Raw genomic sequence first — 24,423 nt, 5'->3', positions numbered from 1 at the left:
AATTCACTTACATCTGATAACTAAATAACTAATTAACTTAAAACTTACATCTGATAACTGATAACTGATAACTGATAACTGATAACTGATAACTGATAACTGATTAGCGTGCGGAAATTTGGATCGTTTCTGGTTTACTTAAATCGCCGGTAATAGTTAAACTGCGCCGATTAGCGTTGAGATGACGGACAATTTTATAGATAGCTTCAACTTGGTCACTAGCCCCGATTTTGGCCGCTAGAGTGGCTAGGTCAAGAGAAGTTCCCGTTTCCCGAACAACTTGCACGATTTTTCTTTGTAAATCCAGAATAGAAGCGGCGGCTTTTTTCCCTGCTTCTACCCCGGGTTGATGGTAGGCGTTAATGTTAACTAAACTAGCATAGAAACTAACGGCCCGTTCGTAGAGGGCAATTAAAGCTCCTACCTGACGGGGAGTAACCTCTGGGATAGTGATAGTGATAGAGTGACGACTATTTTCGTATAAAGCTTGTCGAGTACCTTGCAGTAATCCTGAGAGGAAATCGCCAGCAGTGGAGCCGGTTTCCACTTCCATGGAGTCTCCTTGTCGGTCTTTTAACACTTCAATAAAAGTGGCGAAGAAATTGGGAATCCCTTCGCGTAATTGTTGGACGTAGGCGTGTTGGTCCGTAGAACCTTTGTTACCATAGACGGCGATGCCTTGGTACACCTTATTGCCATCGAGGTCTTTTTCTTTACCGAGGGACTCCATGACCAATTGTTGCAGATAGCGGCTAAAGAGATAGAGACTGTCTTTGTAGGGCAGAATCACCATATCTTTCTCTCCCTTGCCGTTGCCCTCATGATACCAAGCTAGAGCCAGTAGGGCGCTAGGATTTTTTTTCAGGTTGTGGACGCGGGTGGCGATGTCCATTTCTTTGGCCCCGGCTAACATTTCATCGATGTCGATACCCTGCAAAGCGGCCGGGAGAAGACCGACGGCGGATAGTTCGGATGTACGACCACCGACCCAATCCTGCATGGGGAAACGAGTTAGCCAATCTTGGGCGTATTTGTCCAGTTGGCTACCAGGCATAGTGACGGCGACCGCGTGTTGGGGAAAGTCTAAATCTTGTTTTTCGTAAGCGTTGCGGACTTCTAACATTCCGTTTCTCGCTTCGGGAGTGCCGCCGGATTTACTGGTGACGATAACCAGGGTGGTAGCTAGGGGTAAATGGGCTAAGGTGCGATCGATGCCTTTAGGGTCGGTATTATCAATAAAAGCAATCTCTAAGGGGGGATTAAGGGGGGATAGAGCCTCGGCAACGAATTGGGGACCCAAAGCAGACCCCCCGATGCCTACACAGAGAATATGGCTAAATTTTCCCCGATTGGGCGGCTTAATCGCTCCGGAGTGAATTTTCTTGACAAATTCTTTGATCTGTGCTAGGGGTTCGGTGATTTCGTCCCGCAATTCCTGGTTAGGAGCGAGTTCAGGAGCGCGCAGCCAGTAGTGGCCGACCATACGCTGTTCGTCGGGATTGGCGATCGCACCCTGTTCTAAAGCTGTCATATCTTGGAAAGCACGCTCAAATTTTGCTTCTAGACCTTTGAGAAAAGCCTCATCGAAGGGAATCCGACTGACATCGAGATAAAGTTCTAGGTTAGGGTGATAGTATAACCAATCTTGGTAACGTTGCCAGAGTTGCAGATTATCCATAAAAAAAAGCGAAATTTTTGTTTAATTACTCGTTTAGGGGAGATAGGATTCTATCCTCTCCAATCATCATACAGGTAGTTTTAGGCTAGAAGTTGACGGTTAAGCATATATTAGGGGTTGGCAAAATACTAACAGTGACTGAACTGTCCCCTAATTGTTCGGTTTGCTGGTGTTGGCTGTTGATTTTTTAACCGGTCCTATGGCTATCTACTCATCCCCTCTCAAAATCGGTAACTTAGAAGTGCATAGCCGCGTCTTGCAATCACCTTTATCCGGTGTCACCGATTTAGTTTTTCGGCGCTTGGTGAGACGCTTTGCTCCCGATTCCATGCTCTATACCGAGATGGTCAATGCGACAGAAATCTCCCAGCTGCAAGAGTTACCGCAATTGATGGTTATCGGGGACAAAGAACAACCAATTAGTATGCAGTTATTTGATTGCCGTCCCGATTTTATGGCTGTAGCGGCGGAAAAAGCGGTTAAAGAAGGAGCGATGACCATCGATATTAATATGGGTTGTCCTGTTAATAAAATTACTAAAAAAGGCGGCGGTTCTTCGCTTTTACGACAGCCAGAAATTGCCGAGCAAATTGTTAGGGAAGTGGTGGGAGCGGTATCGGTGCCGGTAACGGTGAAAACTCGCTTGGGATGGAACGCCCAAGAGATTAATATTATCGATTTTGCCCGTCGTTTAGAAGATGCGGGAGCGCAAATGTTGACCCTGCACGCACGCACTAGGGAACAGGGTTATCACGGGCCGGCCGATTGGCAATGGATTAAACGGGTGAAGGAGGTTTTATCGATTCCTGTCATCGCTAATGGTGATATTGTTTCTGTGGAAGCGGCGATTAATTGTTTGGAATTTACTCGGGCCGATGGGGTGATGTGTTCGCGGGGAACCCTCGGTTATCCCTATTTAGTGGGGGAAATCGATTATTACCTCAAAACAGGCAAAAAGTTGCCGAAACCCACCTCTATTGACCTGTTAAGCCTAGCTAAAGAGCATTTACAGGGGCTATGGCTATACAAGGGACAACGCGGTATCTGGCAAGCGCGGAAACATCTGGCTTGGTATTGTCAGGATTTTACCGGTGCGGCGGTTTGGCGCGATCGGTTTTCGCGCATCGAATCCTTGGGGGAGGGCTGTGATTTAATTGATGGAGCTATCGCCCAATTAAACCTTGAAAACGAGAATATTTACAGATAACGGTGCTATAAGCTGTAGAACTCGACGAACCTGTGCTGGTTCGTCAGCATCATCGACAAGGTACATTTACTACCTAAGCCTGCTCACGGGTTTCAGCTTCATGGCGCAATTTGCTTGACTGCTCCTAACTATCGATAATATCAGGTCGGGAGCCAATAAACCCAACGCTTTCCCAATAAGCAACTAGCTCCAGCCCTGTTTTAGGAGGATTTTGTAGATAACTCATTCTCTAGCTCTGAAGGTAGATCTAGGCTGATGTTCACGGTATTTCTTTAACGTTCAATGACCTGTCTTTGATTATATCCGATATATTCAGTTAAACGAAGGCTGCATCTCATTTTTCTAAATCTACTAAGTTGGGATTTTTAAGGCGAAACTCTCTGCTAAAATCGGGCGTTACTTCCGAACTCATACCCGACAATTCCGCATCAGAGCGGTGAATCCTGCTTGGGCAAAATGTTTGTCATAAGCGAGTGCTTCTCTGATTTCATTTTCTTCCATTATTTTGAAAGATACGCAATCTGTATGACTCCATGCTTTGTCTTTACGCTGTTGATATAGTCTTAATCCTTGTTCAAATTGCTCACTGGTTTGGGGAACAATACGAACATTGGGGTTAGAACGCAAATTTTGAGTTAGCTCTATGGCTAAGTCACGGAAATACTCACCACGTTTAGAAAAGTCGTTTAAGACTTCGATGAGGACGGCTTCACTGGTAACGATATAGACGGGATGCAATGTTTTTGATAGCTGAACAGCTTTTTTATGCAAATTATCACTGGGGTTAAGAAGGGCAACCCAATAACCTGTATCGGCGAAAACGACTCTCACTAACTATCCTGTTGCTGTTGATAATGGTCAAAGTTTTGGGCTAAGTCTTTTGGTAGTTTTGCCCATTCTTCATTGGGGATTTTGGCAGAAAGTCGGGCGGCTAATTCCCAGATTGGTTCTGCATTATAGTCAAATTTAATATTTGCGAAAGAGAAGCTTTCGATAGGTGTTTGATTATTCATAGGTGTATTTGATTTAGAAGAAATCAGTTTTTCTAATTTCGAGATCGCTTCTTGTTCACTGCGCCAAGCTTGATCGCGTAGTTGGTTAGCTTTGAGAACTAGATCGCCAATTTCATTTCTAATAGCTGGTTCAGGTAATGGAATATGGACAGAAGAAAACATTTCTTTATCAACTTCAAGAATTACCGAACCATAGGAACATCGAGTCATGAGACAGTAGCCATAATCTGAGGCTAACCAAGCATAAAGATAACCTGCATTAATATCATCAGATGCTAGAATCCGAGTTGCATCTTCACTAGCTGTCCATGCTGCCATGTATTTAGGAATAATCTGTACTTTCCCAATCGTGCCAGAACGAGTAACAGCGATCATGTTTTCTTCTAGTTGAATTTCAGGTAAATCTTTGGTATGTGCGCCCTTGGCAAGTCGTTTAACATCGATTGGATCGACTTGAAAAAGTTGTTTACTACTAAGCATAGGAATACCACCTTTGTCAACATAAGTGCGTTCTCTAAACTTTGTAATTGCTCTAACTTCTTTAGTAACTCGCTGATCGCCAATTTTAGTAATCTCAACAGGTAATTTCGCTAGTTGTTTTTCAGCAGCGATCGCTTCGGGATTGTGAAAACTTGCTTCTAAGCGTCCCATGAGTTGAGAAGCTTTGATCGTAGTCGTAAAAGACGCACTACCACGCAGAGCAATATCTTTGAGATAGGGTAGATTTAAACGTTCATGGAGAAGGCGATCGGCTTCATCTAACAAATGATTTGCTTCATCACGCAATTCTCCAGCTTGGCACATCAAGCGACCAATTTCAATCCGGCGAATTGGTTGTAAATCAGGGATTAAAACTTTTCCAAGATGTTCTGGTTTTATATAACTAACAACTGAACCACAAGATGTTTGAGTTAACTGAGGGCGACCATAGCGACTACGCAAAAACACAGCTATATAACCTGCTGTATCAGGATCATTAGCTCTGAGGCGAATAGCATTTTCTGAGAGGGCTTTACCTGCAAATATTTCAGTGGCTAGACTGATATTACCTACAGTTCCATAAGAAGAAATTAGTATGTCCCACTTTTGAATTAAGAGTTTAGATAGATTTTGTGTATATTTACGACTCAAATAATTTTCTATTCTTGGACGCAAACTAATAATGTCAGAACTGGAAAGAAAAGGAATGCCATGTTCAGCATCTACATAAATTCGCTTGAAGCGAAAAGCATTATGAGCTTCCTGACAAAGACCTTCCTTGCCATAAAGTGGGATGAGAGGTAAACCACTATTTGTCAAAGCTGTAACTGCATTATGAGCCTCAATGCTAAAAGCAGAAGCCTCTAGACGCACACCAGCAGCCAGGACTTCACTGAGTTTGATCGTCGTCGATAGTTTCTCCGACTCATCATCAGGTATCTCTGGCGTGTAATCAGATTTAAAAGCGTAAGTTACCATCCTAGTACCACCTTTTTCTTCCACTCAATAAACTCATTAGCTACCAAATCCGTATCATCATCCTCAACCTTTTGACGAGGTAGCGGTCTAGCCACACCTTCACCCGTTGCCGTTCGCTCGATCAAAGGGATTGACTCTGGATTAGTTGGAACCAGTATCTCTTCCCCTTCCTCATTACGTCTGTAGGTGATGTTACCCCGTTTGTCATGTCCGATCGCCTTCACCTGTGCCATAAAGATTTCATAATCAGACATTGTTCCTTGAACGATTTCCTTTTCAGTCTTTTTCTGAAGAATCAAAACCGAAGTTTGCGTCCCATTGTGAGGCTGAAAAGTATCAGGATGTAGGTCAATCGAAGCAACAATTCGGCAATGCTTAATTAACCAATACCGCACATAAATCAATCCAGGAGCGCCCAAAATTGCATCAGGTAAAACGATTCCCATCCGTCCCCCTGGTTTCAAAAATTGCCAGCATCGTTCAATAAACAAGATCTCAGGTGATGCAGAACCCTGAAGTTGTTCTGTCGGTTCCCAACCAGACTCAGTTTCTTTCCAAACATGGGCAAGCTGATATTGCTTTAAAGTTTCTTCATCCTTAATTGGTAACTTTGAACCAAAGGGGGGATTGGTTGCAATTACATCAAAATGACCCAGATCTTTCTCACTGCGTAAAGTTTTTGGATCGATAGCTAAAGCCGTGGCAAATTGTTTCCGAAAACTATCTTCCCATTGATGAGGATGTAACAGAGAATCTTGTCTAAGAATATTTCCAGAGCCGTCATTGTTCATCACCATATTCATCTTGGTCGCTTTGACTAAATCTGGATTAATATCAATTCCAAAGAAATTAATTTTAGCTGTTTCTTGAATTTTAGAATTGAGTGCATTTCGCATCCAAGGATCTGACTGCTCAGTTACTCCTGCTTGTAGTTTTAACTTTTTGATTACCTCATTCATCGCAATTACCAAAAAGCCACCCGTCCCACAGGATTGATCGAGAATCTTATCAGTGACTTTCGGCTCCAGCATAAGAATAGTCATTTTTTGCACATTTCGAGGTGTGAAAAATTCACCACGATCGCCCCTTAAATTTGCGCCAACCAGTTCTTCATAGGCTTTCCCTTTAACATCAATATTTGTACTCAGAAAGCTATAGCGTTGAAGCTCACCGATAATATAAGCTAAAGAACGAGGTTGAAGTTTAATTTCATCATTAGCATCAAAAATAGCAGGGTATTGCTTTTTAACTGCGCTAAAAATCTTGCTAATGCGATTAAAAACAGTTAACCGACCATCATTACTCTTTTTCTCTTTCGCTGTTGCATAAAATTCTAAAGGATTAGGAAAATTACGCTCATCATGAATCTTGCAAAAAATAACCTTTAAAAGCTCAAAAAAAGCAGGTTGTTTTTGTAGCCCATCCGTTACATAAATATGATCGTGGCAAATCTTAAAAGAAAACAGTAAATTATCACCAACTGCATTCTTTAGTGACTCACGAGTTGGGCGATCAACTTCCTCAACATTACCATTCTTAGAAGGAATATCATTAGGCTCTTCATACTCAATGCCTTCCTCTGTCCTAATTCGACGCAAGACGGTCTTTTTCCTACCATTTGTCCACATCCCCCACTCAGAGTTATCACAAGCCGCCATATAAGATCGAAGCTGCTCAATCCCGTCTTTACTAGCAGATGGCGATATCGAGTCCTTTTTACACTCAATAACGATCCAAATATTTTCCTGATTGTGTTGATCCCCCCCACGGAAAATAGCCAGATCCACTCGAACAGTCTTACTACCCTGCTTAATCGGATATTCAACCTCAATCTGCTCTGGCAAATAGCCCAATTCCAGCACCAATCGACGCTCGATGTTCTGGCGAACATATTCTTCGGGCGTATCATTACGGGTTTTCTGGTCTATGAAATCACAGACCTTGCCATCTGGAAGTGTTGGCAAAAGCTTGGACATTGCCCTCCCCCCACAAAGAAAATTTACCTTCCTTAATGTTTTACCGGTAAATGATCTGCTATGACCAACTGCTTATTTTAAATTTACAGGCTGGAAGAACTGATAGCGGGTCAACCGTTGGCCGTCAACCCAGACCAAGTTGATCGGCGATCGCACTGACCCGCTATCATGAACCTTGAATAATATTATTAGTCTAACTCTCGGTCGGGTGCAGTGATTGGTTAGATCGCTCCTAATTCTTACCTATAATCTTGTCATACTCGGAGTGCGACCCAACCCAGAACCAAACTATCTTTTCTTCATCTGACTTCTTAATCCCTAATGCTCGCCATCCAATGCCGACTCTGACTGACCAGATTTTTTCTCTTGGTTTCACCTCTTTGAACTCTAGGCTGGGGTGAAATGGATTTTCTTTCCAAATCTCGTAATTTTTCTTGGCTGTTTCTTGTACCCTTTGCGGCAAACTGAGAAAAAGTTGACGAAACCTCTTGGTTCTGGCTGACTTCATTCTTCTCCAAAACCTTTATCTTCTGTTCTCCCCTCTTGTTCTTCTATCAGGGCTTCCTGTGCCATTGTTATTAAAGCTCCCAATTCCAGATCTTCGCTAGAAAGGCTTTGCTGCCATTTTAATTCACTTTCAATGTCTTCCAGCAATTGTTGAGCAAGTTCATCCTGAAGAGACTCTGGCAGTTTCTGGATTTCTGTGAATGCTTTTTGCAACAGAGTAGTCATATTTTGTTAATGTTTTACAGGCATCGGACTATTTTACCACCTCCCGAGTCGAGTCATCCCACCATAACCTCACGGATTACTGCTCCGGGTAGAAGGTCGATAGCATCAGGTTGTAAATAAAGCTCGATCGCCTCCTGTATATTGTTGAGAGCTTCCTCTTGTGTAATACCGGCAGATGTGCATCCGGGCAGTTCCGGACACCAAATTGCCCATTCGTTTGTATCGGGATCGGGTTCAAGTATAACTCGCCATTTTATAGGGACTAAATCCTTAGAGAACTACCCAAGATGATAACAGATGGACTCTTCTAGGTTCTGTGTGATAAGTTTAACTTACAATATGATTGATCGATCTTTGTGTCCTTTGTGTCTTTGTGGTTCGTTCCACCCCCTCGCTCTTGAGGAATGTATCTTAGAATACATTTTACCCACCAAACCTGGGAGAGCCGGCAAATTAGAAAATTCCCTTAAGCTTCTAATTCATGACCTTAAGTTTAAGGATGTTCCAGTTCCCTACACTTTTGCTTGATTCATCTTTACATCTGACAACGCCTATCCTCTTGCCAGTAGCTGTTGAAAAGCAAAATGATCAAATCCTAGAGAACCGCTTGGATATTTGTTTGATTCTTGGCCAATTCTGCCAATGTCATTCCCTTTGTAAGTCGTTCAATTTCACTGCATCAGCTTAATTCCTTGCCAATGAATCAAATAAAGACAAAGACTTTACCGCTAGTTTTGGCAACTATTCTCGGTGTGAGAGGAGGAGGCAGATTTTGCTGCCGTTTCCTCTTGATAGCTAAGACAGGATTAGTTTTTGCGGTAAAAAATCTTACTGCCTTGGTCACTGACAAAATGACAATTGCGGTAGGACCGCCAGAGAGATCTGAAAATCGGTTCTTTCGAGACGCGATAATAGTCTCCTAAGACGGGACGGATAGCCTCGGTTGCTTCTTGGAGATGATAGTGGGGAATAGTGATAAAAATATGATGGGCGACGTGGGTACCAATTTGGTGATGGATGGGATTAAAGATGCCATAATCGCGATCGATGGTAGAAAGCGCTCCTTTGAGAAAGTACCAATCTTGACCGCGATACCAGGGAATATCATCTTCAGTGTGGTGTAGGAATGTCACTAGGTCCAACCAAACCACAAAGACGATATAGGGCATGATGTAGTAGTTAAACAGAAACCAAAAGCCGTAGCTGATACCCACCCCGATTAATAGACCTAACATAAAGGTACAGCAAACGGTGCTAGTCAGTACCTGCCACCGTTCCGAGGGGCGAAAGAGGGGGCTTTCGGGCATAAAATGGGACCCCTGTTTATTAGGAGAACGACGGAAAAGATAGAGGGGATAAACAAATAAAATTAGCTGAAAACGAGCTAATTTTTCGTACCAAGCCATATTGTTATACTGGGTTTCCGTGACGGGATACCAACTTTCATCGGTGTCGATATTGCCAGTATTAGCGTGATGGGTGCGATGACTGATGCGCCAACCGTGGAAAGGTACGAGAATAGGAGTATGACTGAGATGACCGATTAAGTTATTTAACCAACGATAACGGGAAAAGGAACCGTGACCGCAATCGTGACCGACGACAAATAAGGCCCAAAACATGGTTCCCTGCATAAACCAAAAAAGGGGGAAGAACCATGCTTGATTAATCTGGTAAGTTATCCAGTAAAGCAGGGTAATGATGCCAATATCAAAAAAAAAGTAGGCTAAAGAGCGAAAAACGCTTGATTGGAAGCAACGGGCCGGGATAGCTAGACGGATATCCTGTAGGGTAAATGGCAAAAATTCTCTTTTTAGGGCAGGTTTAGGTAGGGTTTGGGACACTAGGTTATAACTTAAGATGGATAACAGGGCAGTATTGACGAAGGCTTGAGTAGCTCAAGTTTTCTGTTTCTCGGTGCGCTATCTTTTCTCTATCTCAGCTAGGAGCAGATAAAACCAAGCGATCGAGCGAATTTCGTCTAACTCACTGGAATTTTATTGTAGGGCTTAATGTAACTTAACAAAAGCCCCTAGGGAAAGTCCCCAGAAGGGTCGTTAGGAAGTACATTCCCTGTTTTATAGTTCAAGTCCGTTAAAACCCAAAAAAAGGGCGAACAAAATTCACCCTAACAGATAAAGTAATCATCCTACAAACTGCCGATGAACTGATCAATGCGATCGAATCCTTTTTCAATCGTCTTTAGGTCTGTAGCATAGGAAAGACGAATACAATCATCAGCACCGAAAGCAATACCGGGGATAGCGGCTACTTTTTGGGTTTCTAGGAGTTTCTGACAAAAATCCCGGGATTTTAAACCAGTTTGACTAATATCGATAAACACATAAAAAGCACCGTTGGGAGTAGGACAATTGAGTCCGGGGATTGCTCGCACTCGTTCTAAAATATACTGTCGGCGCTCGCTAAAAGCTTTGACCATTTCCTCGATGCAATCTTGGGGACTCTCTAAAGCAGCGATCGCACCGTACTGGGCAAAAGTGCAGACATTAGAGGTACTATGACCTTGGATCTTAGTCATAGCCTTGACAATTTCCACCGGTCCTGCTATGTAACCGACGCGCCACCCCGTCATCGAGAAAGCTTTAGCAAAACCATTACTAATAATACTGCGCTGAAAGATTTCCGGACCAAAAGAAGCGATACTGCGGTGAATTGCGCCATCGTAGAGGATTTTCTCGTAGATTTCGTCAGAAACCACTAAAATATCCTTTTCAACCACAATTTTTGCTAAAGCTGCGATTTCTTCGGGAGTATAGACAATACCGGTGGGATTAGAGGGAGAATTGAGAACAAATAATTTAGTTTTCGGTGTAATTGCCGCTTCTAGCTGTTCGGGGGTGATTTTATACTGATTCTCTAGGCTAGTGTTGACTATAACCGATGTTCCTCCCGCTAACGTCACCATTTCAGGATAACTCAACCAGTAGGGTGCGGGAATAATCACTTCGTCCCCCGCTTCAATTAACGCCATGATTAGATTATAGAGAGACTGTTTACCCCCATTGGTAACGATGACATTATCGGCATTGTATGCTAGTTGATTATCCCGCAGCAATTTCTCGGCGATGGCTTTTCTTAACCCCGCTTCCCCGGCAGCCGGTCCGTAGCGAGTTTTTCCCTCATCGAGGGCCTTTTTCGCGGCAGCTCTGATGTGAGTGGGTGTGTCGAAATCTGGCTCCCCGGCGCTAAAACTACAGACATCTTCGCCGTTTTTCTTCATTTCCTTGGCCAGAGAGTCGATAGCTAGGGTAAGGGAGGGGGTGACTTGATTGACTCGTGACGCTAGTTTCATAGTATTTTACCCTGAAAGGGCTTTTCTGATGACCTACACAACCTTTAGTATTGTCCATCACCCCGATTGTTCTGGGTGTTTTTTTATATAATCTCCGGAATTGCGGCGCTTAGGGATGGGTGTGGGGTGATGGGGTGTGGGGTGATGGGGTGATGGGGAGAACAAAGCTGCTTTTTGCCTTTTGCCTTCGTTATTGAGGATTTTTTCTTTTCGGGGGTTTTTGTTTGCTGGTAGGGAGTAGGGGAGCGGTTAATTTTTCGTAGAGTTCAAAGAGGTATTCAATACGGTTTAATTCACTGGTAAAGGGTTGGGGACGATAACACAAATCAACAGCTTTGTCAAGTTTTTGGTGAGCTTTGAGCAAGTGGGGAGGCATGGTTAAAGGGTCGTATAAATCCGCAAGGCTACTATCGGGATATTTTACCCTAGTATCCAGCACAGCTTGAGCGCAAGTTTCGACGGTTTGTTTTTGTTTGTCGGTGATATTTTCTGGAAAGGGGTAGTTATTATAAACAATATCTTTTGAATAACGATAATCGCTTTTTAATCTGCCACAGACATATTTAACCCATGCCATGTGCATTTCTGAAGTAAGAATACCAAATAAATATAGATTGGCATTAGGAATTAATAAAACTTGATCATTACCAATCACATTTTTATTCATAAAACCTATCGGAATATATTTTCTTCTTTCAGATGAGACACGGGGAACAAGTAAATAATTCGTGTCGGGTTGTGCTATTTGACAGAATAGAGTAGGTGTCGCCGCAAATTTACGAGTAGCAGCAGCTTTACTTTTTAATCTAAAATTTTTAACCCTATCTACTCTTTTGATGACTTCTGGTAATGTCTTTAATTCCCTGGGAGAAATATCAACTAACCATAGACAGTAGCGACTATAACCATTAATAAATTCTTGCGCTCCTGTATAAGGTTTAATCCATTTTTCTGCCTTCGGCTCTAATTTAAAAAATTCTTCTTTTTCTGGTTCTGTAAAAATAAAATTACCACCATCTCTTGGCATACTACCAAAACGCATTAATGGAACATTAGATAAGGGAAAACTTCGGTTATTAATAATGATGTCACTTCCATCAACCAAATAAGGATTAATATTATTCGACTGAACAACTAATGATTCACCTTGAATATCTTCATAATCAAATAGGATTTTAGTTGTTATATTAAAACTTCCAAAGCCAATAATAACACAATGAACTGCGGCGTTTCCTTTTGCTTCATTGCTCCAGCTAAAAGTTCGATGGGCAAAATGAATTTTTATTTTATATTTTTGATAAAGCTCTTGCCAAAGAACACCAACTTGTTCACCCTGAGAAATAGAATTTGTACTAACTAAAGCGCAACGAATTAAACTATTTTGAATAAATTCAGACGCTTTAATATACCATGCCGTCACATAATCTAAAACACCTGCTCCTTTAACTTCGCCTAAAACATGATTCATGTCAGCCTTTTGGTCGGCATTTTGTAACTGTTTCCCCACAAAAGGAGGATTTCCTAAAATAAAATTGAGCTTCTCTTTTGATATAAGTTCTTCCCAATCAATCCGTAAGGCATTTCCATTAACAATCTTTGCCGATTTCTTTAATGGTAAACGCACAAAATACTGACCAAAAGTATTACTAACTTTAATATTCATCTGATGATCAATTAACCACATTGCCACCTCAGCCACCCTCACCGCAAACTCATCGTATTCAATACCAGCAAACTGATTGACATCTACCTGAATAATGGTACTAATATCTGTTACTAACTGCCCCGTTTTATCTAATTTATCTAACTCTTGTAACACCAAAATCTCTAAATCGCGTAACTCTCGATAGGTAATAATTAAAAAATTGCCGCAACCACAGGCAGGATCAAGAAAATATAAATTAGCAATCTTTTTCTGAAATTCTAGTAATTTATTGCGATTGCCTTTAATCTTCTCAAATTCTCTGTGTAAATCATCTAAAAATAACGGTTTAATCACCTTTTGAATGTTCTTCTCGGAGGTATAATGCGCCCCTAAATTGCGTCGTTCTTTTGGATTCATTACCGCTTGAAACATAGAGCCAAAAATAGCAGGGGAAATTTTTCCCCAATCAAAAGCACAAGCTTCTAATAACATGACTCGCATCTTGCTATCAAAAGCCGCTAGGGGTAATGACTCCTCAAATAACTTGCCATTTATGTAGGGAAATTGAGTTAAATTTTCATCGAGATTTTTTAATCTTTTTTCTTCTGGTGTATTCAAAACCTGAAAAATAGCATCAATGTGCATCGCCAAATCACTACCATCTTCTTTGGTATGTAGATCGATATATTCCCAGAAAATCCCCTTATTAAAAATACCCGTATCATCGGCAAATAAACAAAATAATAAACGCACTAGATAAACTTCTAAATTATGCCCCATATAACCAATTTCTTTGAGGCAATCATGAAGTTTTCCCATTAACTCGGCAGCTTGAAGATTAACGGGGTCTTCGTCTTTATAAACTCGCTTTTCGTAACCAGCAATAAAATCAAATAAATGAACGTTATCAACAAAATTACTTAATTCAAATTCCCATTGATTGCCCGAATCTAAATCATATAATTTAAACCGTTGAAAATCCGAGACTAAAATATAACGCGGTAACTCATGTTCCTTTAAATTGGGAAAATAATCCTTAGCCTGTTGTGTGGCTTTTTCTAAATCTTTTCCCTTCGATTTATGCTCAACTAAAATCGTTCCTTTCCATAACAAATCAATAAAACCCTGTTTATTATCGGCTTTTTTTATCGGTTGCTCAAAACTAGCTACCCTACGCCGTGAAATGCCAAAGACATTAAAAAAATCATTCCAAAAAGACTGAGATTCTGCTTTTTCTGAAGTCTCTCCTTCCCACTCTTTTTGAAAAGCGATGGCGCGATTTTTTATTTCATTCCAACTTAAAGGCATAGTTTTAACTCCTTATCTTTCGCGGGTTTGCTCAAAGATACTAGAAAATGGTGTAGGGAGCCAGATGCAGTCAGCAAGGGATACAGATAGTTTCCATTTTAGGTGATTTTTTGGTAAACTACAAGGGAAGCTAGAAATTAGTAACGCCTTGAGAATTGTAGCCGCTTAGTTACCAATCTAGTTATTGACTCGAAGGAACAACTTATCGCTATGTCCAAAACTCTCTACGAACAAGATTTTCAAGTATGGCTCGCAACAACAATTAGCCACCTACAGAAGCGGGAATTTGCCGCACTGGATACTGATAACTTAATTGAGGAGTTAACCGAGTTGGGAAAATCGGAAAAAAGAACTTTAGAAAGTAATTTGATGATTCTTTTGGCTCACTTGCTCAAATTAAAAGTACAGCACGACGCACCGCCATCCATGAAAGATAGCTGGTATTGTTCTATTATTGAGCATCGCCAGCGAATTGAGAAAAACTTACGCGATACTCCTTCCCTGAAATCCTATCTAGAAACTGCTATCGAGGAAGCTTATCCAGATGCTCGTCAAGTGGCAATTAAGGAAGGGAAACTTGCTCAATTTGGTGTTCGGATTCCCCCAGAAAATGATTATCCTCAAATTTGTCCTTTCTTGCCAGAGCAAATCTTAGATGAGAACTTCTATGGCAATTGACCAAATGTGTCTCAGCTTATAATAATATGAACAACCACAAAGGCACAAAGGACACAAAGATTAGGTTTTTCTGGCAACCCTAACTAGGGTTTGCTGAATAAGTAGGGGCGAAGCATTCGGATAGAAAATCTACCTTTTCACCGATAGGTTATTGTCCGAATGCTTCGCCCCTACAGGACGCGGACCGATGAAGACGCAAGGTTTTGAACGACGATTCTCTCAAAATCTTGCACCTGTGGGAGCGAGAAAAGCCCCAAAACCTTTACTTTGCCTACATTTCAAATTTATTCAGCAAACCCTAACTAAAACTTACCTGAACAAAAGCCCCCAGAAAACATCACTTTCTAGGGGTTTAATTACAATTGACGGAAAACAAACTTATGGGGAGGTTAACCTCCAGCCACCGCAGGAACGATACTGACTTCATCGCCATCTTTTAAGGGGGTTTTTGTCCCATTGAGGAAGCGAATATCTTCACTGTTGACGTAGAAATTTAAAAAGCGCCGGGGTGCGCCCTCTTCATCGCATAAGCGGGCCTTAATACCGGGGAAACTTGCTTCTAAGGATTCGATTAAATCACCGACACTACTAGCACTACACTCGATGGTAGCCTTATTTTCTGTAAATTTTTGCAGGGGAGTAGGAATGAGAACTTTTACAGCCATAGATATCAAGGAAAAAGTGGAAAGGACAGTAAGCTGCGCGCGAATTTAAATTGCTTGTGGAGATGAGGCAAGAGGATAATTGCCCCATCATCCCTGAACATCAATTCTAGACGAGAACCTGTTGCCATTCGAGGCGTTCGAGGGTGCGGGAACGTTCCAGGGCCCGTTCAAAGCTTTCTAATTTCGGTTCGATTAACAGGGGTTCACCGATATAACCCTGTACCGCTTCTTGGGTTTTTAGACCATTACCAGTGATATAAACGACCGTGGTTTCTTCGGGGTCGATTTTACCCGCTTCTACTAATTTTTTCAAGACGGCGATGGTTGTACCGCCTGCGGTTTCCGTGAAAATGCCCTCCGTTTCTGCCAAAAGTTTAATACCTTCGATAATTTCGGCATCGGTGACGGATTCAATATTACCGCCGGTTTTACGCGCAATATCAAGGGCATAAACACCATCGGCGGGATTACCAATAGCGATCGATTTGGCGATAGTATTGGGTTTAACTGGGGCGACAAAATCCCGTCCTTCCTTGAAAGCTTGGGCAATGGGGGAACAACCCTCCGCTTGAGCGCCACTAAAACGCACTGCTTTATCTGCCACCAAACCGACTTTGACGAATTCTTGGAAGCCTTTATAAATCTTGGTAAAGAGGGAACCACTGGCTAAAGGTGCGACAATATGGTCGGGGAGTTTCCAGCCTAATTGTTCAGCCACCTCAAAGCCTAAAGTTTTGGAACCTTCGGAATAGTAGGGACGCAGATTGATGTTGACAAAACCCCAACCGTAGGTATTGCCCACTTCTGAACAGAGACGGTTAACTTGATCGTAGTTGCCTTTAACTGCCATTACCGTGGGATTATAGATTAGGGTGCCAAGAATTTTACCCGCTTCTAAATCGGAGGGAATGAAAACACAACAGTCTAAACCGGCGTGAGCAGCAATAGCGGCGGTGGAATTGGCGAGATTTCCCGTACTAGCACAGGAAACGGTAGTAAAACCTAATTCTTTGGCCCGGGTAAGGGCGACGGATACCACTCTATCTTTGAAGCTGAGAGTGGGCATATTGACGGCATCATTTTTAATGTAGAGATTTTTTAGACCCAAGCGCCGGGCTAAACGGTGGGATTTAACTAGGGGAGTCATACCCGTACCCACATCGATAGGATTTTCACTTTCCACCGGCAAAAAGGAACGATAGCGCCAGATGGAATTGGGACCTGCTTGAATGCTTTCTCTGGTAACGGTACGACGGATGAGGTCGTAATCGTAGTCCACTTCTAGGGGGGCAAAGGTTTCTTCGCAGATATTCAGCGCTTTCAGAGGGTAAGAAGTCCCTCCTTCCTTAGAAACCAAGCGGGTAAAGGTGGGGATGAATTTTGAGGTTTTGATGTTTGTCGCTAGGGTCATGATTTTCCTGTCTTGCCGTCAACTGAATCTACACACATCCTATCACCGGCAAAATCTTGGTGTCAAATATACCCGATAAAAATAGTCGGGTATAAATTTATACCAAAAATAGGTGATATTCTGGGGAGCAGCAAGGGTTAAGGGGAGAGAGTTCGGCTGCCGTGTCAGGAAACTTCGGGGTAGTTTTAGGTCAAAAAAAGGACTAGGAGAAGGGATTTAAGTTTTTTAGGAGGCTATAGCCTATTTACTGCGAATTTTATCGAAATAAGCTCTGATTTTTCTTTAAATAGCTTAAACAGGGGGCGATTAACTGCGGTTGCCAGAAAGTTTCTCGGGTTGCTCAGGATAATTGTCAAGAAAAGTGACAAATTATGTGATTTTGTTGAGAAATAATAATTTTTCTAGGCTGCCCAATAAAATTGACTATTTCCGGCAGGAGTCAGGAGATTGCTTTTATTTATTCTCCCCACACCCCACACCCCACACCCTACACCCTCTTTCAAGTCAGTGGTCAGGAGATAACTGCTTTTTGATAAAAAGTTAACGTAGTATTGCCGTAGCGTTTTTGACGACAAATGGTTAAACCTTCTAGATTAATTGCTTGCCAAGATTTGGGATTATGTTCCACGGCAATTTCCCCCAGAGAATCTAATAAATTAGATTGAGAGATGGCAGTTAGTACCGGTAAATATAACCCGCTTTCGTAGGGAGGATCAAAATAAATTAAATCAAAACTTTTCCCCGCTAAAGTGGCTAACTTTGTCAGCACATCCCCCCGAATTACTTGGAATTGCTGGGGAGAAGTTGCTAAATTGCGCCAATTTTCCTTGATAATTTCGCCAGCGCGTCCTGATTGTTCAATTCCGATTACTAGACTCGCACCTCGACATAAAGCTTCCGCACCCATGGAACCATTACCCGCACAAAGATCCAACCAACGACAGCCAGATAATTTATGTTGCCAGATATTAAATAAAGCTTCTCGGACCCTTGCTGTCGTCGGACGGGTTAATTGTCCTGCTAGGGTTTTTATGGGACGATTGCCGTAAATTCTCATTAGTTAAAAGGCAAATTCAGTTAATCTTTTTTGTAATAAATCAGGAAAAAGAGCATAGTATCTTTGATTGAGAGGAGAAGGATGGGGGAGAGGCAATAAAGTCACTTTCTTTTGCTGTTTTAATCCATCTTCATCAGTAGCGGTAAGGGTAACTAGGAGTTTTTTGGTAAAGCGTTCTTTATCAAGATAGAATTTATCTACTTCTCTGGGTTTACCGTAGGGTTCAAACCATTTAAAAGCTTCCGTACCAAGGGGAATGATATGATCACCTTGCCAATAAAAAACGAGCAGTTTTTCTATAAATGGACGAAAACGATCTTTCACTTCCCCAGAATAAGCTTTATTACCCGGAGGTTTGTAGGGAACTGTATTAGTCAAGAAAATTCGATCGCACACCGATAATAACTCTTGACGATCATGAGATTTTCTCCCCTGCCAAGCTTGAAAAAATCCCTCTCTTACCATTCTACCGGCAGCCCCGATCAAAGGTTGTCCTGCATACACTTCATCTCGTCCTAAATCCCGGCCAAAAAAGCATAACTGACTAGCAAGATTCCCAGCATATAAAACTGGTTCAAAGGGGTCTTTTTTTGCCTCTTGGTAAATCAGGGTATCGATGGGAAAATCCTCTTTTTTTGCCTCTTGGTGTACCTGTTTAATTAGGGTTTTAATATCGGTCATTTCAGTTATCAGTTATCAGTTATCAGTTATCAGATGTGAGTTTTCAGTTATCAGATGTGAGTTTTCAGTTCAGTGATTACTGTTTACTGTTTACTGGACGGCTACGCCGTGCCTTTGGCAACACTGAAAAAAGCTTCTCCCCACACCCTACACCCCACACCCCACACCCTACAACCCAATTCACTCCTCGGTGCGATAGCCAAATTCTGCTAAAAGTGAGCGAGATTGTCGCCATTTCGGTTCTACCTTCACAAATAATTTTAAATATACCTCCCCGGCGATTAACTTTTGAATAGCCGATCGAGCGGAAGAGCCGATCGCTTTTAACATACTGCCATTTTTACCGATGACGATCCCTTTTTGGGAAGCTCGTTCCACATTGATGGCGGCAAAAACCTTGGTTAAAGCGGGAGTTTCCTCGACGCGTTCAATCACCACCGCCACAGAATGAGGAATTTCCTGACGGGTTTGCAGTAAAATCTGTTCGCGGATTAATTCGCCCATAATAAACCTTTCCGGTTGATCGGTGACTAAATCGGGGGGATAGTAATAGGGACCGACTTCGAGGGAATCAATTAACAGATTTTGTAATTCTTCGATTCCCGTCCCCTCCAGTGCCGAAAACTTGAGCAGAGGCCAGTTATTTTCCGCCGCTAAGGTGCGATAACTATCGTCGATAGGCTCCGGGGCTTCCGGTTGCTGATCGGCTTTATTTAGCCCTAAAATCGTGGGAGTTTGGTTTTTAGTCAGTAAATCGGCAATATAGCGATCGCCATTGCCCAAAAAATTACTACTATCGACAACAAATAAAACTAAATCTACAGAATTTATGGCGTTTTCGGCATTTTTAACTAAAACTTTGCCTAATTCGTGATGGGGTTTGTGAATGCCGGGGGTATCGACAAAAATCATCTGGGAGCGCTCGTCGGTGACAATGCCACGTAAACGGTTGCGGGTAGTTTGAGCGATGGGGGAAGTAATGGCGATTTTTTGTCCCACTAATTGATTCATCAGGGTAGATTTGCCCACATTAGGACGACCAATAATGCCAATAAAACCCGATTTAAAACCAGTGGGTGCGATGGGAATTACTGCCGAATCGAGATTAAAGGCTTGGGAGTTGATCAAATCGTTCATAATTAAAGAATATTACTTAAAAAATATTTTTACCCATGCAAAGGATAATTTTGTTCTTGTTAGTATTAATTCTAGGCTGTAGTAACCATTTAGAATTATCTATAGCGGGAAATTTAAGCGATCGCTTAACTAATTATCCTCGCTGGATGACTAAACCAGTGGTTAGTTTTGCCAGTGGAGATTTAGTTTATCCCGATTGGATGGTGGGCAGTTGGACTGTCACCAGTACCCTAATCGATTTAACCGCTCCTCTTTCTCCCCAGATTATCACACCTGGTTTTGAAAGTAATCGTCGTTACCTAGAAAAATCGATCGAGTTTCCGGTGAGATTCATCGAGAAAGCTATTTCCAGACCGATAAATGCTGCCTTTTTATCCACTATTATCAGTAAACCATCAATTGTGGCCGATCGATCCTTTAATGGTTTAGCAATTAGTCGCGCCTATTTAGGTAATCAATCGGTATTATCCGTAAAAACTGACCCTAATAATCCCAATCGTCAGATTACCTTTTTACGCGGCGCTCATCAACTAATTTCCACCGTAATTGCCAGAAATAGCGAAACTCCTAGCCAAAATCAATTTATTGCCACAGAAATTAGTCAACAAATTTTCCGGGGAGAAACCAATACTTATCTTAATGAGGTGGAAACCACCACCGCCTATCAGTTATTATCTCCTAATAAAATTCTAGGCGATCAGGTGACAGCCATTTATCTTTCTCCCCAATCGCCGGATTTTTTCCAAGCGCCGAATCGTCCTGTAGCTTTGTATCGTTATCGCTTAGAATTGCTGAAAGATTAATAGAAATCCTGTAAAAATCAAAAATCTTCCCTTAGATGAGGAGACAGGAGGAGAAAAAAGACAAGAGATAATCCTAGCCATAAAACCTAAGATTAGGTCAAATTTATCTAATTGGGTCGCCAGTCGCCGGTCGCCGGTCGTTAACACCACATTAGGTTATACTTCTAGGAAAATGACATCGCTATTAAAATAAGTTTAATTAATGTTTGTGAGCAGAGGAGCTAGGAGTTAATGGTTTGGGATCTGGGCAAGAAAATTAAAGATGGCCAGTACAGGATTCAGGAAGTATTGGGTGAAGGAAGATTTGGCATTACCTATCGAGCCAGCGATCGCAATGGTGATTCAGTGGTGATCAAAACGCCCAGGGATGTGGGTTTTAAATTGTGGGAGTCTAAGCGTTTACAGAAACTTTTTTGGCAGGAGGCGAGTAAATTAAAAGGTTGTGATCATCCTCATATCGTGCGAGTTAAAGAGTTATTTTCAGAGGGTAAAGCTAACTGCATGGTTATGGAATATATTGATGGGACGACCTTAGATCGGCGATCAACAAAAATTTTACCAGAAAAAGAAGCCTTACGCTACATTGAGCAGATTGGACAGGCTTTAATGGTGGTACATAGTCGCCGTTTTCTGCATCGAGATATTCGACCAGGTAACATTATGATTCGGACTGGTAAACCAGAAGCGGTCTTAATTGATTTTGGTTTAGCCTTAGATTTTGATGAGGAATTAACCAAAATTCGTACCCAGGAATTAGCCTCAGGTTTTGCGCCTATTGAGTGTTATTTTCTTAATAATAAACGCGGAGCTTTTACCGATATTTATAGTTTAGGAGCCGTGTTATACGAGCTTTTAACGGGTAAAATTCCAGTGAATGCGATGACTAGAAAAGATGCGATGACTCGAAAAATTGATCATCCGCCTTTAATTGAGCCGAAAACCTACAATTCAAAAATCAGCCCTAATATCAACAAAGCCATTCTTTGGGCATTGGAATTAGACGCAGATAAACGTCCTCAGTCAGTGCAAGCATGGTTTAAGGATTTAGGTTTGTCTATTCCCAAACCAGAACAATTTAAAATATCTCAACCCATTGTTATTAATTGGACATTAGTGTGGGCTGGTGTCGCGGCGATTGCTACTTTATTAACGGCTTTAGGTGTACCAGAATTGATGAAGCAAAAGTTTACACCTCAACCAACTCCGACAGTTTCTCCCCCATCTTCTCCTAAGTAGGTAGGCGTTAAAAATTATCAAATGCCCCCCTTATCAAGGGGGGATCAAGGGGGTATCAAACCCCCCTTATCAAGGGGGGATCAAGGGGGGATCAAACCCCCCTTATCAAGGGGGGATCAAGGGGGGATCAAGGGGGTATCAAACCCCCCTTATCAAGGGGATCAAGGGGGGATCAAGGGGGGATCAAACCCCCCTTATCAAGGGGGGATCAAGGGGGGATCAAACCCCCCTTATCAAGGGGGGATCAAGGGGGGATCAAGGGGGGATCAAACCCCCCTTATCAAGGGGATCAAGGGGGGATCAAACCCCCCTTATCAAGGGGGGATTAAGGGGGGATCAAAGGCGATTGCAGTTCGATAAACTCACTAACCACAATGGGATGCAAGACGTGCCATTGGTGTAAACTTAAGCACCACCAAACTCCCGTAAGGGCGAAGCATTCGGGCAATAACCTATCGCTGAAACCGTAAATTTCTTATCCGAATGCTTCGCCCCTACAAACTCAAATACCAAAACATAAGCCAATTTTGAGACAAAAGCAGATTTTTTGGTATGATAAAAACAACTATTGCAAAATTCTATGGTTTGGCAAGCGGGACAACTCCTCCACAATGGCAAGTACGAGATCCTTGAGGTCTTGGGACGGGGAGGTTTTGGCCTGACCTATAAAGCACGTCATCGCCAACTCACCATGGAAGTGGTGATCAAAACTCCTGATATTTTGCAGAAAAGAGATACGGAATACGAGGATTATGTTAGACAATTTGAGGCGGAAGGGCGCAAGTTAGCCAAATTTTCCCAGACTCCCCATGCCCATATCGTCCGTATTTCCGATTTTTTTACTGAAGGTCAAGTTCCCTGTTTGGTGATGGATTTTATTCAGGGTCAAACTTTGATGGAAAGGGTGAAAACTCAAGGAAAATTATCGGAAGCGGAATGTTTAAAATATATTCGGCAAATTGGCAGCGCATTAGAGGCAGTTCATCAAGCAGGAATGGTACACCGAGACGCTCACCCTGGCAATATTATGATTCAACCCAATGGGAATGCTATCTTGATTGATTTTGGCATTGCTAAAGAGATTATTCCGGCTGGTAGTAGTTCCACAAATTCAGGAGCTAATTTGTATTTTGCCCCCTATGAACAGATTGTAGAACACTTTCAAAGTCAAGATAGAGCTTTAGAAAACATTACAAGTAATCGTAAACCTAGTGTCGATGTTTATACGCTTGCGGCTACTTTTTATTATGCTGTCACCGGACAAAAACCGACTACCTCAATGGAACGCCGGGATAATCATCCTTTAACATCACCGAAAGAAATTAATCCTAATTTAAGTGATCATCTTAACACAGCCATTACTCTGGGCATGGCTTTAGAAAAAGAAAACCGCCCTCAGTCCATGTCCGATTGGCTTCAACAATTGGAATTACCACCGCCTCCTGTACCAAAACAATATCGTCAAGAAATAGTTAATCCCCCACAGCCAAGGAAAGAACCAAAAAGGGCTGAAACAAAAGCCCCTGTTAACCCAAAACCTTCTGAAAATTCTCTTCAGAAAAAACTCCAAGCTCTTCCCTGGGATTGGTTAATCGGTGTGTTTCTTGTTTATGGTCTATTTGGTTACGGTTTAGCTGCCAGTTCAGCACGATGGCAAGTTGTGGCTGTGGCTGTGGCTGTGGCTTGGGCTGGGGCTCTGGCTTGGGCTGTGGCTGGTGCTGGGGCTTGGGCTTGGGCTGTGGCTCTGGCTCTGGCTTGGGCTGGAGCTCTGGCTCTGTTGTGGGCTAGCACTCTAGCTGGGTATGGGTCTGAGGGTGTGGTTGTGGCTTGGGTTGCGACTGGGGTTGTGGCTGGAGCTGTAGCTAGGGCTGTGTTTTGGCTCTCAGAGAAAACTTCAATTTTTGATCCCTGGAAAGATACGGCTTGGTTTCATACTCTCTTGTCCTTTGTTTTTCCTGGATTGATAGGTTGTATTACTCTCAGTCTTATATTTCGTGACAATTTTGTTGTAATGGGAATAATGATCATAGTAATATTATCTATTCAGGTTTATACTACAATCAATTTAGATAAGAAAAACTTTAGTCATTTCAATATTTTTCTGATTCTTGCTGTTACAAATTTAAGTGGTTTAGCAAGCGGTTGGTTATTGGGTCTTCTCTAGCATTCCAAAGGCTAACAAAACATAAAACTATCCTCACAATTCCGTTTTTTCTATTGTTATCTTCCCTAGATTAAGTTAATTAATGCAACCCAAAAACTAAATTGTGCCATAGTAGTGAGTCTATTATGCTGAGGAGCATCTCACTTGTGCCATGCGTATTAATGCTTATAGCTGTCAAAAACTATAAAACAATGAGCTTGCAATCAAAAGTTCATGTCTGCGTCACAGTAAGTTCATATCCCCCGCCTAGATTAGAGATAG

Annotated in this window: 20 protein-coding genes; 5 read left to right on the top strand and 15 right to left on the bottom strand. The window is 42.1% G+C overall.

Annotated elements, in window-relative coordinates:
* Positions 1-103: 103 nt before the first annotated feature.
* Positions 104-1,678: a glucose-6-phosphate isomerase gene (locus tag ACQY1Y_RS03225; RefSeq protein WP_430013967.1), complete on the bottom strand. Its 1,575-nt coding sequence runs from the start codon at positions 1,676-1,678 to the stop codon at positions 104-106.
* Between the two features lie 199 nt (positions 1,679-1,877).
* On the opposite strand from ACQY1Y_RS03225, the gene dusB reads away from it, so the two are divergent.
* Positions 1,878-2,885, top strand: coding sequence for a tRNA dihydrouridine synthase DusB (dusB, locus tag ACQY1Y_RS03220; RefSeq protein WP_185240191.1), 1,008 nt, complete (start codon positions 1,878-1,880; stop codon positions 2,883-2,885).
* A 408-nt stretch (positions 2,886-3,293) separates the two neighbouring features.
* On the opposite strand, the gene ACQY1Y_RS03215 is transcribed toward dusB, so the two are convergent.
* The 9 genes from ACQY1Y_RS03215 to ACQY1Y_RS03175 form a co-directional block, all read right to left on the bottom strand.
* The gene (locus ACQY1Y_RS03215; RefSeq protein WP_002736269.1) at positions 3,294-3,716 is read right to left on the bottom strand and encodes a type II toxin-antitoxin system VapC family toxin; all 423 of its coding nucleotides are present in this window, start codon (positions 3,714-3,716) and stop codon (positions 3,294-3,296) included.
* Positions 3,716-5,356: a restriction endonuclease subunit S gene (locus ACQY1Y_RS03210; protein WP_430013966.1), complete on the bottom strand. Its 1,641-nt coding sequence runs from the start codon at positions 5,354-5,356 to the stop codon at positions 3,716-3,718. Before ACQY1Y_RS03210 ends, ACQY1Y_RS03215 begins: the two co-directional genes overlap by 1 nt.
* Positions 5,350-7,332, bottom strand: a complete 1,983-nt coding sequence (locus ACQY1Y_RS03205) for an N-6 DNA methylase (protein WP_430013965.1) — start codon at positions 7,330-7,332, stop codon at positions 5,350-5,352. The genes ACQY1Y_RS03210 and ACQY1Y_RS03205 overlap by 7 nt, the downstream gene beginning before the upstream one ends.
* A 232-nt stretch (positions 7,333-7,564) precedes the next feature.
* On the bottom strand, positions 7,565-7,840 hold the full coding sequence (locus ACQY1Y_RS03200; RefSeq protein ID WP_002738270.1) for a hypothetical protein: 276 nt from the start codon (positions 7,838-7,840) through the stop codon (positions 7,565-7,567).
* A complete protein-coding gene (locus tag ACQY1Y_RS03195; RefSeq protein WP_430013964.1) occupies positions 7,837-8,064 on the bottom strand; it encodes a hypothetical protein in 228 nt (75 codons plus the stop codon). Before ACQY1Y_RS03195 ends, ACQY1Y_RS03200 begins: the two co-directional genes overlap by 4 nt.
* Before the next feature lie 53 nt (positions 8,065-8,117).
* The gene (locus ACQY1Y_RS03190; RefSeq protein ID WP_103111630.1) at positions 8,118-8,321 is read right to left on the bottom strand and encodes a type II toxin-antitoxin system HicB family antitoxin; all 204 of its coding nucleotides are present in this window, start codon (positions 8,319-8,321) and stop codon (positions 8,118-8,120) included.
* A gap of 549 nt (positions 8,322-8,870) precedes the next feature.
* Positions 8,871-9,908 carry a fatty acid desaturase gene (locus tag ACQY1Y_RS03185; RefSeq protein ID WP_016514798.1) on the bottom strand — a complete coding sequence of 346 codons (1,038 nt, stop codon included), beginning with the start codon at positions 9,906-9,908 and terminating at the stop codon, positions 8,871-8,873.
* A 305-nt stretch (positions 9,909-10,213) separates the two neighbouring features.
* Positions 10,214-11,377: a pyridoxal phosphate-dependent aminotransferase gene (locus ACQY1Y_RS03180; protein ID WP_430013963.1), complete on the bottom strand. Its 1,164-nt coding sequence runs from the start codon at positions 11,375-11,377 to the stop codon at positions 10,214-10,216.
* A 190-nt stretch (positions 11,378-11,567) separates the two neighbouring features.
* Positions 11,568-14,330, bottom strand: coding sequence for a class I SAM-dependent DNA methyltransferase (locus tag ACQY1Y_RS03175; RefSeq protein ID WP_430013962.1), 2,763 nt, complete (start codon positions 14,328-14,330; stop codon positions 11,568-11,570).
* 210 nt (positions 14,331-14,540) lie between these two features.
* On the opposite strand from ACQY1Y_RS03175, the gene ACQY1Y_RS03170 reads away from it, so the two are divergent.
* A complete protein-coding gene (locus tag ACQY1Y_RS03170; protein WP_016514586.1) occupies positions 14,541-15,008 on the top strand; it encodes a DUF29 domain-containing protein in 468 nt (155 codons plus the stop codon).
* A 389-nt stretch (positions 15,009-15,397) separates the two neighbouring features.
* Here the strand turns inward: ACQY1Y_RS03170 and ACQY1Y_RS03165 are convergent, their stop codons facing one another.
* The 5 genes from ACQY1Y_RS03165 to era all read right to left on the bottom strand — a co-directional run bounded on the left by ACQY1Y_RS03165 (position 15,398) and on the right by era (position 19,959).
* Complete coding sequence (locus tag ACQY1Y_RS03165; protein ID WP_130758501.1) at positions 15,398-15,673, bottom strand: MoaD/ThiS family protein; 276 nt, start codon at positions 15,671-15,673, stop codon at positions 15,398-15,400.
* Between the two features lie 106 nt (positions 15,674-15,779).
* Positions 15,780-17,084 carry a threonine synthase gene (gene thrC / locus ACQY1Y_RS03160; protein ID WP_002750866.1) on the bottom strand — a complete coding sequence of 435 codons (1,305 nt, stop codon included), beginning with the start codon at positions 17,082-17,084 and terminating at the stop codon, positions 15,780-15,782.
* A gap of 511 nt (positions 17,085-17,595) precedes the next feature.
* Positions 17,596-18,141, bottom strand: a complete 546-nt coding sequence (rsmD, locus tag ACQY1Y_RS03155; RefSeq protein ID WP_149106465.1) for a 16S rRNA (guanine(966)-N(2))-methyltransferase RsmD — start codon at positions 18,139-18,141, stop codon at positions 17,596-17,598.
* A gap of 3 nt (positions 18,142-18,144) precedes the next feature.
* The gene (locus ACQY1Y_RS03150) at positions 18,145-18,822 is read right to left on the bottom strand and encodes a uracil-DNA glycosylase family protein (protein ID WP_193979988.1); all 678 of its coding nucleotides are present in this window, start codon (positions 18,820-18,822) and stop codon (positions 18,145-18,147) included.
* A 180-nt stretch (positions 18,823-19,002) separates the two neighbouring features.
* Complete coding sequence (gene era, locus ACQY1Y_RS03145) at positions 19,003-19,959, bottom strand: GTPase Era (RefSeq protein WP_430013961.1); 957 nt, start codon at positions 19,957-19,959, stop codon at positions 19,003-19,005.
* A gap of 35 nt (positions 19,960-19,994) precedes the next feature.
* Between era and ACQY1Y_RS03140 the strand changes: the two genes are divergently transcribed.
* The 3 genes from ACQY1Y_RS03140 to ACQY1Y_RS03130 all read left to right on the top strand — a co-directional run bounded on the left by ACQY1Y_RS03140 (position 19,995) and on the right by ACQY1Y_RS03130 (position 24,162).
* Entirely contained in the window at positions 19,995-20,762 is a 768-nt protein-coding gene (locus ACQY1Y_RS03140; protein ID WP_110580364.1) for a DUF6816 family protein, read from the top strand.
* A 231-nt stretch (positions 20,763-20,993) separates the two neighbouring features.
* A complete protein-coding gene (locus tag ACQY1Y_RS03135; protein ID WP_430013960.1) occupies positions 20,994-21,998 on the top strand; it encodes a serine/threonine protein kinase in 1,005 nt (334 codons plus the stop codon).
* A gap of 580 nt (positions 21,999-22,578) precedes the next feature.
* Positions 22,579-24,162 carry a serine/threonine protein kinase gene (locus ACQY1Y_RS03130; RefSeq protein ID WP_430013959.1) on the top strand — a complete coding sequence of 528 codons (1,584 nt, stop codon included), beginning with the start codon at positions 22,579-22,581 and terminating at the stop codon, positions 24,160-24,162.
* The last annotated feature ends 261 nt before the right edge of the window (positions 24,163-24,423 follow it).

The organism is Microcystis ichthyoblabe FBCC-A1114, from assembly GCF_050500245.1.
Classification (GTDB): Bacteria; Cyanobacteriota; Cyanobacteriia; order Cyanobacteriales; family Microcystaceae; genus Microcystis; species Microcystis ichthyoblabe_A.
Note: the sequence above shows the minus strand (reverse complement) of the source record. Positions and strands in the feature narration are given on the sequence as shown.